The organism is Acinetobacter sp. F16 (assembly GCF_052712855.1).
Genome location: NZ_JBRATK010000005.1, coordinates 20474 through 37840 on the forward strand (window position 1 = coordinate 20474; position 17367 = coordinate 37840).

Annotated in this window: 16 protein-coding genes; 8 read left to right on the forward strand and 8 right to left on the reverse strand. The window is 40.1% G+C overall.

Annotated elements, in window-relative coordinates; genetic code table 11:
* The first annotated feature begins 60 nt into the window (after positions 1–60).
* Positions 61–735: a monofunctional biosynthetic peptidoglycan transglycosylase gene (gene mtgA, locus ACU0NF_RS04345; RefSeq protein WP_171539434.1), complete on the forward strand. Its 675-nt coding sequence runs from the start codon at positions 61–63 to the stop codon at positions 733–735.
* Positions 736–847: 112 nt separating this feature from the next.
* Positions 848–2929, forward strand: coding sequence for a polyphosphate kinase 1 (gene ppk1, locus ACU0NF_RS04350; protein WP_445660250.1), 2082 nt, complete (start codon positions 848–850; stop codon positions 2927–2929).
* An 83-nt stretch (positions 2930–3012) separates the two neighbouring features.
* Here the strand turns inward: ppk1 and ACU0NF_RS04355 are convergent, their stop codons facing one another.
* The 5 genes from ACU0NF_RS04355 to rubA all read right to left on the reverse strand — a co-directional run bounded on the left by ACU0NF_RS04355 (position 3013) and on the right by rubA (position 7527).
* Positions 3013–3642, reverse strand: coding sequence for a response regulator (locus tag ACU0NF_RS04355; RefSeq protein ID WP_445660251.1), 630 nt, complete (start codon positions 3640–3642; stop codon positions 3013–3015).
* A 559-nt stretch (positions 3643–4201) separates the two neighbouring features.
* Positions 4202–5107 (reverse strand): LysR family transcriptional regulator OxyR, encoded by a 906-nt coding sequence (gene oxyR, locus ACU0NF_RS04360; protein ID WP_445660252.1) that lies wholly within the window; start codon positions 5105–5107, stop codon positions 4202–4204.
* A 6-nt stretch (positions 5108–5113) separates the two neighbouring features.
* Entirely contained in the window at positions 5114–6058 is a 945-nt protein-coding gene (estB, locus tag ACU0NF_RS04365) for an esterase EstB (RefSeq protein ID WP_445660253.1), read from the reverse strand.
* Positions 6059–6114: 56 nt separating this feature from the next.
* Positions 6115–7293 carry an NAD(P)/FAD-dependent oxidoreductase gene (locus ACU0NF_RS04370; protein ID WP_445660254.1) on the reverse strand — a complete coding sequence of 393 codons (1179 nt, stop codon included), beginning with the start codon at positions 7291–7293 and terminating at the stop codon, positions 6115–6117.
* A 69-nt stretch (positions 7294–7362) separates the two neighbouring features.
* Positions 7363–7527: a rubredoxin RubA gene (gene rubA / locus ACU0NF_RS04375; protein ID WP_005179369.1), complete on the reverse strand. Its 165-nt coding sequence runs from the start codon at positions 7525–7527 to the stop codon at positions 7363–7365.
* A 533-nt stretch (positions 7528–8060) separates the two neighbouring features.
* Between rubA and ACU0NF_RS04380 the strand changes: the two genes are divergently transcribed.
* A complete protein-coding gene (locus tag ACU0NF_RS04380; RefSeq protein ID WP_131268498.1) occupies positions 8061–8603 on the forward strand; it encodes an adenine phosphoribosyltransferase in 543 nt (180 codons plus the stop codon).
* Positions 8604–8648: 45 nt separating this feature from the next.
* On the opposite strand, the gene ACU0NF_RS04385 is transcribed toward ACU0NF_RS04380, so the two are convergent.
* Positions 8649–9155: a YqiA/YcfP family alpha/beta fold hydrolase gene (locus ACU0NF_RS04385; RefSeq protein WP_131386123.1), complete on the reverse strand. Its 507-nt coding sequence runs from the start codon at positions 9153–9155 to the stop codon at positions 8649–8651.
* A gap of 302 nt (positions 9156–9457) precedes the next feature.
* Between ACU0NF_RS04385 and ACU0NF_RS04390 the strand changes: the two genes are divergently transcribed.
* Complete coding sequence (locus ACU0NF_RS04390) at positions 9458–9895, forward strand: SRPBCC family protein (RefSeq protein WP_445660255.1); 438 nt, start codon at positions 9458–9460, stop codon at positions 9893–9895.
* A gap of 124 nt (positions 9896–10019) precedes the next feature.
* Positions 10020–11549 carry a lysine--tRNA ligase gene (lysS, locus tag ACU0NF_RS04395; protein ID WP_445660256.1) on the forward strand — a complete coding sequence of 510 codons (1530 nt, stop codon included), beginning with the start codon at positions 10020–10022 and terminating at the stop codon, positions 11547–11549.
* A 354-nt stretch (positions 11550–11903) separates the two neighbouring features.
* Here lysS and trpS read toward each other — a convergent pair whose 3' ends face one another.
* Positions 11904–12917 (reverse strand): tryptophan--tRNA ligase, encoded by a 1014-nt coding sequence (gene trpS / locus ACU0NF_RS04400; protein ID WP_131268490.1) that lies wholly within the window; start codon positions 12915–12917, stop codon positions 11904–11906.
* A gap of 197 nt (positions 12918–13114) precedes the next feature.
* Here trpS and ACU0NF_RS04405 point away from each other — a divergent pair, with 197 nt between their 5' ends.
* Positions 13115–14041: a DUF808 domain-containing protein gene (locus ACU0NF_RS04405; protein WP_445660257.1), complete on the forward strand. Its 927-nt coding sequence runs from the start codon at positions 13115–13117 to the stop codon at positions 14039–14041.
* Between the two features lie 50 nt (positions 14042–14091).
* Positions 14092–14997: a KPN_02809 family neutral zinc metallopeptidase gene (gene ypfJ / locus ACU0NF_RS04410; RefSeq protein ID WP_131386115.1), complete on the forward strand. Its 906-nt coding sequence runs from the start codon at positions 14092–14094 to the stop codon at positions 14995–14997.
* 60 nt (positions 14998–15057) lie between these two features.
* On the opposite strand, the gene ACU0NF_RS04415 is transcribed toward ypfJ, so the two are convergent.
* On the reverse strand, positions 15058–15615 hold the full coding sequence (locus tag ACU0NF_RS04415) for a hypothetical protein (RefSeq protein WP_445660258.1): 558 nt from the start codon (positions 15613–15615) through the stop codon (positions 15058–15060).
* Between the two features lie 235 nt (positions 15616–15850).
* Between ACU0NF_RS04415 and ACU0NF_RS04420 the strand changes: the two genes are divergently transcribed.
* Entirely contained in the window at positions 15851–17350 is a 1500-nt protein-coding gene (locus tag ACU0NF_RS04420; protein WP_445660259.1) for a cation:proton antiporter, read from the forward strand.
* Positions 17351–17367 lie beyond the last annotated feature (17 nt).

Genomic DNA, 17367 nt, shown 5'->3' on the forward strand with positions numbered 1-17367 from the left:
TGCTATATTCAGCGATAAGCTTAGCACGAAAAAATAGATATTTTGGAGTAACTCACTGACATGAAAGCTTTTATTGTTCGTAGTTTGTTAATACTTGTCAGTTTGGTGCTTTTGGTTCAACTTTGGATTTTTTCAAGTCTGGTGTGGTGGCGCACCCATCCGGTCGACACCACCATGATGATGCGTCTGGATTATTGGTCCGAACCCTCTAAACCGATCAAACATCAATGGCGTGACTACGATCAAATCAGTGACTATCTCAAACATGCTGTGGTTGCCGCAGAAGATGGCAAGTTTCTCCAGCATCATGGTTTTGACTGGGCAGGCATGCAATTTGCCTTGGAGCGTAATAAAGACAAAGGCAAAGTGGTTGCAGGCGGTTCAACCATTTCACAGCAATTGGCAAAAAATCTATTCTTATACAACAAGCGTTCATTTCTGCGTAAAGGTCAAGAAGCTGTGGCAACATGGATGATGGAGCGCGTCTGGACCAAACAACGTATTTTGGAAGTTTATTTAAACTCGGTTGAATTTGGTGACAATATTTATGGCGTGGAAGCCGCAACCCAGCATTATTTTGGCAAAAGTGCGAGAAGCTTGACCCGTGAACAAGCTGCCTTCCTGGCTGCCATTTTACCCAATCCAAAATATTACCAAGACCACCGTGATGACCGAAAATTAAAATACCGCAAACGGATGATTCAAAAATATATGCGTTATAGCAATATTCCTTAATGAAAGAGTGTAATAAAAAGCCCAAATTTTTGGGCTTTTTTTATGAAATTGTCATAATTTTGAAGCATACTGATCAAGATACGAATCACATTCGAAGAAGTAAAGGTTAGGTATGAATACTGCAGCAGGCTTATCTCCTACACAAACAGAATATACATATAACGATCGCTACATTAATCGTGAACTTTCTATTTTAGATTTTCATCTTCGTGTATTAGAACAGGCGGTTGACCCACTGCATCCTTTACTTGAACGCATGAATTTCCTGCTTATTTTCTCGCGTAATCTGGACGAGTTTTTTGAAATCCGATTTGCGGGACTGATGGAACAGCTCGATTTAGGCAATGAAAGTCATAGTCCGGATGGTTTAACCCCAAAACAGGTTTTAGAGATTATTTCTAAAAGGGCCCATGCTGCTATTGAACGCCAGTACCGTATTTTAAATGAAGAAATTCTGCCCAAACTGCGTGAAGAAGATATCTGTTTTTTACGTCGTGGAGAACTTACACCGGCTCAATCTGCCTGGATTAAAAAGTATTTCCAGGAGCAAGTGGCGCCGGTACTAACTCCGATCAGCCTGGATCCGGCTCATCCATTTCCGCGTTTGGTCAATAAAAGCTTAAACTTTATTGTGACGCTAGAAGGTAAAGATGCCTTTGGTCGTCAAATTGATCTGGCAGTTGTGCCAGCACCGCGTTCACTGCCTCGTGTAGTGCGTTTACCGGATGAATTGACTGACGGTAAAGAGCATCATGTGATGTTGTCTGCCATTATTCATGAGCATGTTTCAGATTTATTCCCGGGCATGACTGCCACCGGCTGTTATCAGTTCCGAGTGACGCGTAATGCAGATTTGGCTTTAAATGAAGATGTCGAAGATTTGGCCAAAGCCTTAAAAGGGGAGTTGAATTCGCGCCGTTTCGGCCGTGCAGTGCGCCTGGAAGTGACGCAAAATTGCCCTGAAAATATTTATGAATATTTGCTTGAAGAATTTGATCTGGAAAAAGATCAGCTTTACAAAGTCGATGGTCCTGTCAATCTTGCGCGGTTATTATCGAATTTTAAACGTCCGCATTTACGTTATGATACCCATACGCCAATTATTCCTAAAGTATTGAAAAAATCTGAAAATATTTTCTCTGCCATGCAGAAACAGGACATTCTTTTACATCATCCGTTTGAATCCTTTGCACCCGTGATCAATCTATTGCGTGAAGCAGCACGTGATCCGCAAGTGCTTGCCATCAAGCAAACCTTGTATCGTAGTGGGCCAGATTCTGAAATTGTTCAGGTACTGGCAGAAGCCGCTCGAAATGGCAAAGAAGTTACTGCAGTCATTGAGCTACGCGCACGTTTCGATGAAGCATCCAATATTGAAGTGGCCAATGTGCTTCAGGAAGCCGGTGCTGTGGTGGTGTATGGTATTGTGGGCTATAAAACCCACGCCAAAATGATTCTGGTGGTGCGCCGTGAAAATAACAAACTGGTGCGTTATGTGCATTTAGGTACCGGTAACTATCATGCAGGCAATGCCCGCATTTATACCGATTATGGCTTGCTGACCACCGACAAGGAACTGTGTGAAGACGTGCACCGTATTTTCCAGGAATTGACCGGTATGGGCAAAATGGCCAAGCTGAAGAAACTTCTGCACGCACCCTTTACCTTGCATGCTCAACTGATTAATTTTATTGATGAAGAAATTGTCAATGCCAAAGCAGGCAAGCCGGCGCAAATCATTGTTAAAGTAAATGCATTGACTGAAATGCAGCTGATTAACAAGTTATATGAAGCTTCGCAAGCCGGGGTTAAAATTGATCTGATTATTCGTTCCATTTGCTGTTTGCGTCCTGGTTTACCAGGGCTTTCAGAAAATATTCGTGTGCGTTCAATTGTGGGGCGTTTCCTGGAACATACGCGTGTGTATTACTTTGGCAATAATGGTAATGCTCGAATTTACTGTTCAAGTGCGGACTGGATGGATCGTAATTTATTTAACCGTGTTGAAGCGTGTTTTCCTGTTGAAGATCCGGCACTGAAAAAACGTATTTATCAGCAAGGCCTACTGACCTATTTAAAAGACAATCAGCAAGCGTGGCTGTTGCAAGGGGATGGAACCTGGCTTCGTGCACAGGTGGCAGACGGACAAGCAGCCCATAATGCACAAAGAGTATTGTTAGATGCGATTAAATAATTCATTTAAGTGTTAATAAAGAAATAAGGGAGCCTCTAAGCTCCTTTATTTTTATGCAATGGAAATATTAAAAATATAAAGGGCTAACTTTTTAAGCCGGCAATTTTTTGATAAATGCTTTTAATAGTACCTTCAATTTTATAAAGAGAGGTCGAAGTTTGTTCTGCAACTTGCTGCGGGTTAAGATCTGTTGACACTAAATTTAAAATCTCATATTCAGTGGCACTTAAATGTAGGGCCTGATTGAGTTGAGTGGTGGATATGGTTTGTGTGGATTCAACTTGATGCGACAAAATATACTGTGCCAAAACATGATGGATAGGTGCTCCACCGCGCAGAATACTTTTAATATTATTCACCATTTCTGTTTCAGTATGTTCATAAAAAATATAACCCTGTGCTCCCGCCTGAATAGCCTCAAACAGTAAAGTGGTTTGATGTTGCGCTAAGCTCACCATGACATTTGCATCGGGATGGATTTTTTTAAGTTGCTTAATAAATGAAATTGTTGCTATGCCATCAATAGATAAATCGATCAAAATCAGGTTGGGTAAATGGCGCTGTAGTAGTTGTTCTGCTTCAGCGAGATGATCAGTGCAAAGAATTAATTTTGCAGGATAACCTAAGCCAATAAGAACGCGCTCTAATAGCGTATTCAAAGTGGGTTGATCCGTGATCAACAGGATAGGAACAGGTAACATCAGTTCACCCACTAGTCTATGCTCACACTGGTTTTCATTTTATTGAGTTACTTTGCTATACAACGCATAAAAGTACTATCCCAAGAACTAGGGAATTTATACAATTAAACTAAACTAAAGTATTTATAGAATAATAAAGAATTAAAAACTTAATTTTATGATGATCTCGCTGTTATGGCGTCTTTAAGCTATTTTTTTAATGATGATTTTTATTATATGGCCTTTACTTAAGTACATGAACTGTATTTTAATTTTAGCTTATAAAATACCTATTATTGGGGATATAACCAGTCTAGATGACCGATTAGAATAGACCTGCTTCTTATAAATCTGGTGTATAAGAGGTTTTCAACTTTTTGAAGCTTTAATATCTCAATTCATCCATGTGCAAGATATTATCTTTTAACTTCAGACTAGGTTTACCGTTGTGGTAAGCCTTTTTTTTATTTGAACAAATGTAAAAGTGTTTTTTTAATTAAACAACGGATTTTATTCGAGCGAAAACCATGGTCAGCAAGAGAATTGGACAATAAAAAAGGAGCAGTTGCTCCTTTTAATGCATCGTTTAGTTTTAATGAAGATTTTTGGTGATTTTTTGCAAGATTTGCAATAAAACATCAAATTCACTTTGCAATGGTGTGCTTTTACGCGTGACCAAAGCGAGCGTGCGACTTGGTGCAGCTTCAATCGCTTTAACCACCAAATCTGGATTCGCCTTAATCATATTGGTATGAATCGCAATTTCAGGAAGCAGGGTAAAACCTAAATCGGCAGAGACCATTTCAACCAGTGTTGGTAATGAACTTGCTTTTAAACGATGATCATTTTTACGTTCACCAATTGGGCATGCACTTAAGACATGATTGCGTAAACAATGGCCTTCTTCAAGTAACACTAAGCGTGATAAATCCAAATCATCTAGAACTTTGGCATTTTGTCCATTTTGATCGGTTTTATGATGCACCAAGTAAAGATTTTCTTTGGCAATTTCAGCAACTTTTAAACCGCGAGTATCAAAAGGCAGTGCCAAAACAATCATGTCCAGATTGCCGTGTTCTAATTTTTCGACAATTTTTTCACTTTGCGCTTCATACAGATGCAATTGAATTTTAGGCAGCTGTTTATGCACTTCATCTAAAAGTTGCGACAAAATGAAAGGAGCAATGGTGGGGATGATCCCTAAATGTAAATCACCAGTTAAAGGCTCGCTCATTTCGCGACTTAAACGCATCAAGTCTTGAGCATCAGCCAATAAAACACGGGCTCGAGCAACAACCTGTTCTCCAAGCGGAGTTAAACGTACATTTTGGCGGTCGCGTTCAACGAGGACTCCACCTAACAAACGCTCTAACTCCATGATTCCGCCTGACAAAGTCGATTGGGTCACAAATGAACGGCGCGCAGCTTCAGTAAAATGTAGCGTTTCAGACAGTGTAACGAGGTATGACAGCTGTCTTAAAGAGGGTAATGCAGCCATAGTGTCCTAATGTTTCGATTTAAAGTGATCAGCAAATAATCCGCTAAGATATGGAATAAAATGCGGAGGCATATCATGCCCCATTCCATCAATTAATTCAAACTTAGCATCTGTAATTGCCTTTGCAACTGCTTTGCCATGACTCGGTGGCAGTAAACGATCACGAGAGCCATGTACCACAAGGGTAGGTTGCTGAATTTGCTTACTCAATTGTAGCAAAGAACCGGTACATAATATTGCTAAAAATTGTTGAAGTACACCCGCTGGATAATAACTTCGTTGATATAATTTACGTGCGGTCTGAATAATCTCAATTTGGTTGATATATCCAGGTGAACCAATAATGTTAAAAACTTTCACGCTATGATTTACGATACCGTCTTCATCAGTCGATTCAGGTCGACCGATCAGGCTAAAAAGCTGTTTTGGAAAAGGGGGTGGCAATAGCGGTTGGTTATTACTGGTAAACATTAAACCCAGATTGCTGACTTTTTCAGGATGCTTGGCTGCCAGAATTTGTGCAATCATGCCACCCATTGAAGCACCAATCACAGAGACTTTTTCTAGTCCCAAACGATCAATCAGGAGTGCGGCATCTTCCGCCATATCATATAAATTATACGGCGCACCCTGATTTTCCAGACCTAAAGCAAAGCGGCCCATCAGTTTTAAGGTGTTGAGTCGTGGTCCTGAATGACGAATTTTTGAGGACAGCCCAATGTCGCGGTTATCAAAACGAATGACACGATAACCTTGATCAATCAGTGATTTACAGAAAAAATCAGGCCAAAACAACATTTGCGCACCTAAACCCATAATCAGCATGATTGCAGGATGTTCAGGATTTCCGCCCACTTCTACATGCAGTTCAACGCCATTGCCTAAATTTACTCTGGTTTCATGCATAAAAGAGGTATAGGGAGAGCCTGTAAAATTGAGTGCGCTATTCATTGTTGTTTTCCTAAAAAAGGACATTTTGCTGAAAAAATGTCCTTTGTATTAAAACCTTAAACTGTTGCAGGAATCAAGTCCGGTACCAGTTTAGTTAGACTTAAACGCTGTTTTGCTGCAGTTGCGCCCAATAGAACAAAACCACGCAAGGTGTTTTGACTATCTACGGCTTTGGCAATCATGCCATCTTCAAGTTCTTCAGTCTCCCAAGTGACATCTACACCCACGGGTGCCGGAAGTACTGTGAGTGGGGCAGCGGGAGTTTTAACAGCCACAGGCATCGCTGGATAATGAACATGCGTTTGTTCACCATTTAAAGTTTTCGCTAAAGCACGCGCCTGTTGCATGATTGGCATCACATAAGGCAACAGCAAACCGTTGACTTCTGCACAGTCGCCAATCGCGTAAATATCTGCCTGATTGGTTTCTAAGTGACCATTGGTCAAAATACCGCGACTACAGTGAATATTGGCAGCTTTTGCCAATTCTAAATTCGGCTGTAAGCCGATTGCTGAAAGTACAACATCTGCGACAACAGACTGACCATTGGCTAAAGTAATTTGATAATCGCCATTTTCAACTTTATTTACTTTTTCAACAGTGGTGCCGAGTACGAAGTGAATACCAATAGCTTCAAGTTTTTCCTGGAAAGATGCCGCAACATAATCAGGAATCAGACGCCCTAAAGGTTGCAGAGCCAAATCAATCACTGTCACTTGATGTTCTGTGTTTTGCAAGTCATTGGCAAATTCACAGCCGATCAGGCCTGCACCTAAAATCACCACACGTTTATCTTGATGTTGAGCGAGATTTTTACGGAAGGCTTTGTAGTGATCCAGATTGTTGACCACGTGAATGTCATCACTGCCATCGCCCGCAATCGCTAAGCGAACCGGATTTGCACCTACCGCTAGAACCAGCTTTGAATAGGGTTGAGTGCTTTGTTGTCCATTTTTCTCTAAAACCAGTTGATGCTGTTCAGCTTGAATCTCTTTAACCCAAGTCTGCGCTTCAATACGCATCTTCAGTTGATCACTCATTTTGCTGGCATCACCTAATGCAATTTGCTCAGGTGCTTTTTTTCCGGCTAAAGCATTAGACAGCGTGGGTTTAGCATAGTTTACCGCATCATCTGCACAAATCATGACCAGTTTATGCTCGGGATTTAGCTTACGAAACTCACGCGCTGCGGTATATCCCGCCATACCCGAACCAATGATGACGATAGGATGCATATTTTTCTCCAAACTGTTTTTGATAAGACGTAAAAAAAGACCATTTATTATGGTCTTTGGTATCAATTATTAGATTTCAACCATTTCAAAATCAACTTTTGATACACCACAGTCCGGACAGGTCCAGTCATCTGGGATGTCTTCCCATTTTGTACCTGCGACAATACCATCTTGTGGCCACCCTTCAGCTTCGTCATAAATCCATCCACAAACGATGCATTGATACTTTTTCATTTGACTCTCCAAAACACTGACTTGTTAAAAATGTGAAGTCAGTAAAATCTTATATACAGCATGACTCTAATGATATGACTTTCAAGGGACATATTCAGTCAAATTTTTACGCAGTTCTAGCATTAATGTAAAGCAAATATCGGAGTTTAATCGCTGAATTTGAAACCAGAATTGCCTAGCAGGACAAAACTTGTCATAAAAACAGCTAAATATGGTTTTTGTCTAACAATTTAAATTCAATCTGAATGCCAAAATGTTCATCAATTGTGCTGCTTTGAGAAGCTGAAAAAATGACTTTATACTGTCGAAAACAGAGGTTTAGACTAAGGTCGGGGAGAGAAAATAAACAAAGTTTGTTAATTTACGATCAGATAAATCCATATTTAATATTTATTTAAAAAATTAACACAATTAAATCAAATACTTATAATATATTGCTGTGTTTTGAAGTGTTGTAACTATGATCATTTACTGGTCATGAACCTGATAAAGCGTTAAAATTCACATATTCTCTTTTCATTGTCTTTCTCCCCATGAGCAATTTGTCTACAACTTTGTGGTCTCACATTCGTACTGTCCAAGATTTCCCTAAACCAGGTATTTGCTTCTTCGATTTAACTCCTTTGTTTATGAGTAAAATTGAGCCCTTAACCGATGCTCTCATTGCCAGTATTCCTGCTGATAAACTGGAACAGGTAGACAGTTTTGTCGCGGTTGAAGCGCGTGGTTTTGTATTGGCGAGTTTGTTGGCTCAACGTTTGGGCAAAGGTTTATTGCTGGTACGTAAAGCAGGTAAATTACCGCCACCGGTTGTTGGCGTAGGTTATAGCCTGGAATACGGCCGGGATCGTCTGGAAATGTCAGCGAATATCGAAGCACAAAAAATTATTATTGTGGATGATGTTTTAGCAACAGGCGGTACTTTAAAAGCGGTGAAACAGCTGGTAGATAAATGCAACCATGAAATCCTGGGCGCGAGCATTTTCCTAGATTTACCTGATTTACATGGCGATTTAGGTTTAGATGTCTGGTCGGTGTTAGATGATAAATCTCAGCCAGAACAAGCAGTCGCTTAATCAGTTTTATGTCATAAAAAAGCCTTGGTCACAACCAGGGCTTTTTTATTTTTTTAGAAAATGCGTTTGCATGTGTTGAATCAGATCATTTATGTTTTCTGGACTGGCTAAACGGTGATGACCACCCTCTAAAGCCTGAACAATCATATAGGGTTCGAGCTGTTCCTGAACGGCATACATATCTAGTATTTCATCGCCTAATTCTAAATAGGCAATCTGTGCAATGTCATGTTCAAGATCATCTTCATTAATGGGTGGGTAATCTTCACGAAAATCCGGATGAAGACTCGGGTTGGCAATGACAGTCGGAATTTTAAATAAGGCTGACATTTTCAAGGCCCAATACGCGCCCAAGCTGTGTCCGACCAGAATTTCAGGTTTGATTTTGGCAATAATATCGCGATAAAAATCGGCGACTGTCTGAAAATTCAGGTTGCGGTAATCTATATCGATGCAATATTTCTGATTGGCATCAATGGCATGGAATTTTGTCGATTCACGCGAGGAATCGAGTCCATGTAAAAACAAGATTTTCGAAGTGCATGTATTCATTGTTTTATAGTTCACGCTGTTTTTATGTACAAAGATAGAAAAGTTGAATCGTTTCCTTTTCAACCATTTTGCTTAAATTATTGTAGGGGACTCTGTAGAATAAAGAAGTTAGCTTTTGGTCTAATAAATGGACAGCATAATAAGGTATAAACCCACTTACAAAATAAATTATTAATTAAAATTAAATAGATAAAAGGATAATAAAATTGCTCTGAGCATAGATAACAAAACCTGCCTATCACGCAAAAATAAATTTGGATAACTTGGTATTTATTAGGATAAATATAAGCCGAGGTGAGCTGATGGAAATTTTGAATTATGAAATTTTGATTCACGCCTCTCCAGAAAAGGTGTGGCAGATTTTGTGGGACCCGGACACTTATACCGAATGGACCCAATATTTTGCTCCGGGTTCATCCATGCATTCTGACTGGCAAGTGAATGGACGAACTGTTTTTCTCGATGCTAATGGGGATGGCATGGTTTCGACCATTACTGAGCTGGAAGAATTTAAAGTGGTGACCTTTAAGCACTTGGGCATGCTGGAAGATGGCATTGAAGATTTAGACAGCGAAGAAGTTAAACAATGGAGCGGGGTTTTAGAAAAATATGTGCTTGAAGATGTAAATGGCTCAACCATGCTGAGTGTCGAACTGGAAACCTCTAAAGATCATGTGGAATTGATGAATAATGGTTTACAAAGAGGTTTTGAGACCGTCAAACAATTGGCCGAAGCCTAAATGTGAGTGAAACAAGGTTGTGTTGAGCAAATCAATGCTTTTGTTTGGCAATAAGTCATACGAAATTTATACTAAATCTGCTATGCTATGCAACTTCCGTTTTTTACACATATTCGAGGCAGAGATGACGCAACATAACGCTCAATCGACTTCTGAACAACACATTTCCGAAAACGATTTAATTGCACAGCGTCATGCCAAGTTAAAGCATATTGAAGAACATGCTAAGGAAAAGGGAACCAGCCCTTGGCCGAACACATTCAAGCGTGAACATTACGCTCAAGACTTACAAGAACAATTCGCTGATAAATCTAAAGAAGAAATTGAAGCGGGTGAAAAGGTTTATGTGAAGGTTGCAGGTCGTGTGATGTTGAACCGTGGTTCATTCATCGTGATTCAAGACATGACTGGCCGTATCCAACTGTATGTTGCACGTAAAGAATTAGATCCAGACGTACTGGCGAGCATTAAAGGTTTAGACCTAGGCGATATTATTGCCGTTGAAGGTTATATTGGCCGTTCAGGTAAAGGTGATCTGTATGTTCATATCGAACATTTCGAGCTTTTGACCAAATCACTTCGTCCACTTCCAGATAAATTCCATGGTTTAAACGATACCGAAATGAAGTATCGTAAACGTTATCTTGATTTGATGGTGAACGAAGACACACGTAAAACTTTTGAAATTCGTGCCAAAGTGGTTGCGGGTATGCGTGCGTATTTGGCCAATGAACGTTTCATGGAAGTTGAAACGCCAATGATGCATGTGATTCCAGGGGGTGCTTCTGCGCGTCCATTTGAAACACATCACAATGCATTAGATATGCCATTGTTTTTACGTATTGCACCTGAACTTTACTTAAAACGTCTGGTTGTAGGTGGTTTTGAACGCGTGTTTGAAATTAACCGTAACTTCCGTAATGAAGGTGTGTCAACACGTCATAACCCAGAATTCACCATGATCGAATTCTACCAAGCTTATGCAGATTACAAAGACTTGATGGCTTTGACTGAAAATATGCTTGAAAAATTAGCGATCGACATTTTGGGTACGACCGATGTGCCTTATCAAGGTGAAGTATTCAGCTTCAAAGGTCCATTCAAAAAAATCTCGATGTTTGATGCGATTCTTGAACATAACCCTCAGTTCACGCCAGAAAATGTAGCTGACCGTGAATTCCTGGCGAAATTTGTTCAGGAAGAATTGAAAGAGAAAGTTAAACCTGGTTTTGGTCTGGGTAAACTTCAAACCATCGTATTTGAAGAAACCGTTGAAACAAAACTTCGTCAGCCAACATTCATTACTGAATATCCAGCGGAAACTTCACCGCTTGCACGCCGTAATGACACCAATCCGCACATTACCGACCGTTTTGAGTTCTTTATTGGTGGCCGCGAATTAGCCAATGGTTTCTCGGAATTAAATGACCCGATTGACCAGGCTGAACGTTTCCAAGCACAGGTTGCCGAGAAAGATGCAGGTGATGATGAAGCAATGCACTACGATGCAGACTTCATTGAAGCACTTGAATATGGTCTTCCTCCAACAGCCGGTCAAGGTATTGGTATTGACCGTTTGGTGATGTTATTTGCTGATGCAGCCAGTATTCGTGATGTAATTTTATTCCCGCATATGCGTCATAAACATGCATAAGTTGTGAACCTAAAAAACCCGCCAAGTGCGGGTTTTTTATTGCTTGAAACTTAGTGTTTACTTGAAAATGAGTGTTGCTTAAAATTCAGGCAAAAAAATACGCAATGATTGGGGTGATCACTGCGTAGAACAACGAATCTGTTTGCACAGTTTCGGTTAAGGAGAATGTTAGAACTCTAAGAGCCCTAAGCACTGAAAGTATAATAAAATGAATGGTGAGTCATTTCATGATGATTTCAGTAAAGTTGTGTAAATTCAGGTTAATAACCATTGGTTAGTGTGATTTACTGCTCATTAGTTCAGCAAAAAAAAGCCCTTCACTATAGGAAAGGCATTTTTTCAGATGATGAGCTTTTAAAAATGGAAAACGCCTAAACCTGATTTAACTTCATCAAGGGTTTGCTGGGTAATATCGCGACATTTATCGGTACCGGCTTTTAAAATATCCATGATGTAATCAGGATCTTTTTGAAGTTCCATACGACGTTCACGAATAGGCGTAATCAATTCTTTTAACACGCCTTCAAGACGTTTTTTCACTGTACCATCGCCCAAACCACCACGACGGTAATGCGCTTTTAATTCTTCAAGTTCTTCTTTGTTGGTATCGAAGGCATCTAAATAAGTAAATACCACATTACCTTCAACCTGACCTGGATCTTCAACACGAAGATGGTTCGGGTCGGTATACATCGCATTGACTGCTTTTTTGATGTCTTTATCAGAAGCATCGAGCACAATGGTATTGCCCAAAGACTTCGACATTTTGGCTTTACCATCAAAACCCGGTAAACGGCCGACATTGGAAAGCAGTGCTTTGCATTCTGGAAGCAAGTCATGACCAATTTGACGATTCAAACGACGTACGATTTCGTTGGTCTGTTCAATCATTGGAATCTGGTCTTCACCCACAGGCACAACCGTTGCTTTAAAAGCGGTGATGTCGGCTGCTTGTGCTACAGGGTAGCAAAGGAAACCTGCTGGAATATCACGTTCAAAACCACGCATCTGAATTTCAGATTTGATGGTTGGGTTGCGCTCTAAGCGTGACACAGTCACAAAGTTTAAATACAACATGGTCAGTTCATTCAATGCAGGCAAGCATGATTGAACACAGATGGTTGTTTTGGTTGGATCAATACCCACGGCTAAATAGTCAGTTGCCACTTCAATAATATTGCGACGTACTTTTTCAAAGTTGTCTGCGTTATCAGTTAAGGCTTGAGCATCGGCAAGGAGGAGATGTTGATGGTGAGAATCTTGTAGTCCTACACGTGAACGTAAAGAACCAACAAAATGACCTAAATGAAGTTGTCCGGTTGGGCGGTCGCCAGTCAAAATAACAGGACGATTGTCTTGATTACTCATTATCTCTCTATTCCAAAGTAGTTAGCACTACACGTATATGCTGATGAATGGCCTTATTGTACGGCATAATGTTTTTCAATGTCAGGCACAATGAAAACACAACATAGAAAAAATAAGAATAATTTAATGAAGTTGATACAGTTTTTTTAAATATTTATCTTTAAAATGCAAGATAGAAACTTTAAGGAAAAATAAGAATGGCGAGTAGCTTATTAATATTATTAGATGATATTGCCACGGTATTGGATGACGTTGCTGTCATGAGTAAAATGGCAGCCAAAAAAACCGCAGGGGTATTGGGAGATGATTTAGCCCTGAATGCCCAACAAGTCAGCGGTGTGCGTTCTGAACGTGAACTGCCTGTGGTTTGGAGCGTTGCCAAAGGTTCTTTTGTTAATAAACTCATTCTTGTTCCTCTAGCCTTATTAATTAGTGTGGTTGCCCCTTGGCTGATCAATCCTCTGTTGATGATAGGCGGTTTGTTTCTATGTTATGAAGGCGTGGAAAAAGTGCTGCACAGTTTGCATCATAAAAAAGCCAAAACCAAAGAAGCTGCTGAAGCAGAATTTACTGCCATTGAAACCGATTTAGCAAAGTTTGAGAAAGATAAAATCAAAGGTGCAATTCGTACCGACTTTATTTTGTCTGCTGAAATTGTGGTGATTTCGCTGGGTACAGTGGCGACGGCTACTTTTGGCAGCAAAGTGCTGGTGCTCTCCATCATTGCAATCGTGATGACTGTAGGGGTTTATGGTTTTGTTGCCATGATTGTCAAAATTGATGATCTGGGATTGTATTTAACCGAGCAGGCATCAAACTTCAAGCAAAGCATTGGACGCGGTTTGCTGGCTTTTGCACCCAAACTGATGAAAACGCTGACCATTGTCGGAACCATTGCAATGTTTCTGGTGGGTGGCGGGATTATTACCCATACCATTCCGTGGTTTCATCATTTAACTGAAAATTCAGTCGATCAGGCGCAACACATTCCAAACATTGGGAATATTATTGGTGCACTGACTCCAACTTTAATCAATTTTGTCATTGGTTTTGTTGCCGGCTTACTGGTTCTATTGGTGGTTGCGACCATTCAAAAGTTCTGGCCGAAATCAAAACAGGCATAATCACAAAAGCTCGCTAAATTAAGCGAAAGCAAACTAAAAGGAATATCACTATGCGCTGGAAAGGACGTCGTGTAAGTTCAAATGTGGAAGACCGCCGTGGTGGAGGTGGAGCCAAAGCAGGTGGTATTAGTATTTTAGGCTTAGTGGTTGCATTTGTAGCCTGGAAGTTTTTTGGGGTGGATCCTCAACAAGCCTATCAGGCAACCAAACAGGTGACATCACAATCACAGTCGGCTGAAACCCGAGGTTTGGACAATCCCACCCCAGAACAGCAAGAAGCGATGGATTTTGTCGGGACAGTTTTGGCGGATACGGAAGATACCTGGTCTCAAGTATTTCAGCAGCAACTGAATGGCGAATATGTCGCACCTAAACTGGTGATGTTCAGTGGTGTAGTAAATTCAGGCTGTGGTACGGCGCAATCTGCGATGGGACCTTTTTATTGTCCGGCAGATCAAAAAGTCTATATCGACACTGCTTTCTTTAAAGATATGCGCCAGCAAATGGGTATTTCGGGTGAGCAGAACAGCACGGAACTGTCACGTCAAGATCAGGCAGGCGATTTTGCTCAAGCCTATGTGGTTGCGCACGAAGTGGGACATCATCTTCAAACGTTGTTAGGTATTTCAGATCAAGTGCAAAAAGCACGTGCACAATCCAGTCAAGTACAAGGCAATCAGCTTTCTGTACGTCAGGAATTACAGGCGGACTGTTTTGCCGGAATTTGGGCCAACCATAATCAGCAACGTACCCAATTCCTGGAACAAGGCGATATTGAAGAAGCGATGGATGCAGCGCACAAAATTGGGGATGACTATTTGCAGAAGCGTTCGACAGGACAGGTGGTTCCAGACAGCTTTACCCATGGTAGTAGTGAGCAGCGCATGAAATGGTTCCAAACCGGTTTGAAATCGGGGAATATCAACGATTGCGATACTTTCAACCAATCCATTTAAAGTGAATAAATTAAAGTGCATAAAAAAGAGGATTTGAAATCCTCTTTTTTATTGGATGGTTTAGTGCGTTAAAAACTGTTTAAAGTTGCGGATAATCCGGACGGAAACATAAAGTGCTGCCAGTGCAAACAGAACAATACTAAAAACAATGTATTTTAAGCTGGCAATATCCGCCTGATAAAATTGCTGAATTTGTTGCGGAGAATAAGACCATTGTTGCGGCTTTTGAGTACGGCTATCTTGATAATGAACATTTTCAATATAATGCTGCTGACCCACTTTTAACAGATCAAGCTGCTGGATTTGTCGGGTATGCAACTGGTTATATTCATCTGTACAAATATCTTGCTGATAATGCTCGCAGGGTAATTTAACAACATAACCATTTTGGGCAATTAAAATAAAAATGGCTTGATCCGGTCGTTTATTATTGGAAACTAAAACCAATTGTTCTTGAGCTGTCGATTTGAGCGAGATGTGTTTGGCTTGCTGAAGCTGTTGATCTGCCTGTAAAATTTCTTTGCTTTTAGAATAGGCACTGAAAAATAAAGCCAAGGTAATGAGAAAAATCACAACTGCAAAAAAAAGTCGAAATATGGTTTTCACTGTTTGATGCATGAATAAATTCAACTTAACGTGGAGATTAAAGAAAGTGTTGCTACACTAAATGCTCAGATGTTTGTCTATGTTAAATCATTGCTAAAAATATGTAAAAAAACTTAACTATTTTGTTTGCCTTATAAAAAATCGTTAAACTGATTCAGTTAATAAATGTTATCTCATGAAATATTTTACTTGGAAATAGTTGGATGAGTTCGCTTTATTCCAATGAATCGCAAAAATTGGAACCTTAATGGGAAATTTCTTTTTTCTTCAGATCTTTACTGTCATTTTCGCCCTTTCTATTGCCACGACAATTTTTAATAAGCGTATCTTGGGTTTCCCGCAAGCCATTGGTGTGCCGATTGTTTCAGCCATCTTTGTGTTTATTTTACAATGGGGTGCGAGTTTACTCAGTGGTAATCAGTTTATAACAATTAATATTCACAATATTGAAGAAGCTGTTCGTCATATTGATTTTTATGACTTTTTAATTAATGGGGTGATTTGTTTTATCCTGACATCTTCCGCTTTAAAATTTAAAGTTTCGGATTTAAGAAAGCACTGGAAACCGATTAGTATCTTGGCAAGTATTGCGCTGGTACTTTGTGCAGTCTTTTTCGGGGTGGTTTTATACGGATATCAATTTCTGATAGGCAAGCATGTCGATATCCTGGTTCTATTGTTATTGGGGGCTGCGCTTGGTGCAACAGATCCGATTGGGATAAAAGCTGTTTTAAGTTCGGTACGTGCACCGCATCATCTGATTGTAAAACTCGAAGGGGAATCACTATTTAATGATGCCATGTGTATTGCCGTATTCATGACTTTATTAAATGTATTACAGGGTGAGCATTTTACCATTATCGGTACTTTAGAAACCTTGCTCTATGAAATTGTGGTGGCCATTATTATTGGTTGGGGCTTTGGTCTGGGTATTTTAAGATTACTTCGTGGCAAACATGAGATGGAATCTTTAATCTTAACCACTGCATTACTGGCCTGTGGGTCATATCTGGTTGCCTTATTTGCGCATGCTTCTGCACCAATTGCCTGTGTCATTGGCGGCCTGGTTGTGGGCAATAAGTGGAAAGAAATTTTACAGGAACGTGAAATTCGGGAAGTGAACCATTTTTGGCATACCGTTGAAGGTATTATCAATTCATTCCTGTTTACCCTCATTGGTCTGGAACTGTTTATTTTAGATTTAAGCATCAGCTTGATTTTAGGCGGTATTGTTGCCTTTATTATTTTGCATGCTTCACGCTTTGCAGCCAACTACCTTTCTTTTGCATTTTTTCCAAATTTTCGCCACAAAAGCTATAACGGTAGTTTGGCTATTTTATCGTGGGGCGGGGTGCGCGGAGGGATCTCGCTGGCCTTGATCTTGGCGGTTGCGAACATTCCTGAACTAAGTGAATATAGCAGTATCTTAATTGGTTATACCTTTATTGCCGTATTATTATCAGGTCTGGTTTGTGGGCTGGGTTTGCCTGCGGTAATGAATGCGTTTTATTACAACCCGAATGAAGAAACAACGGGCTTTAAAGGTTGGTATCAACGGCTGTGCCATAAAATGAACAAGAAAGGTTTTCAGTATATTGTCGGGGAAGATGCCAATGGTAATGAAACCATTACGGTGTATAACCCAGATGATTTAATTGATGAAAAAGCCGAAGATGGTGTTGCGGTTATGCATAATCCGGAAAAGGTAAAAGTAGTGAAACGCTTAGAAAGTCCAGATAATTTCTAATCCTAAAGCCTTGATAA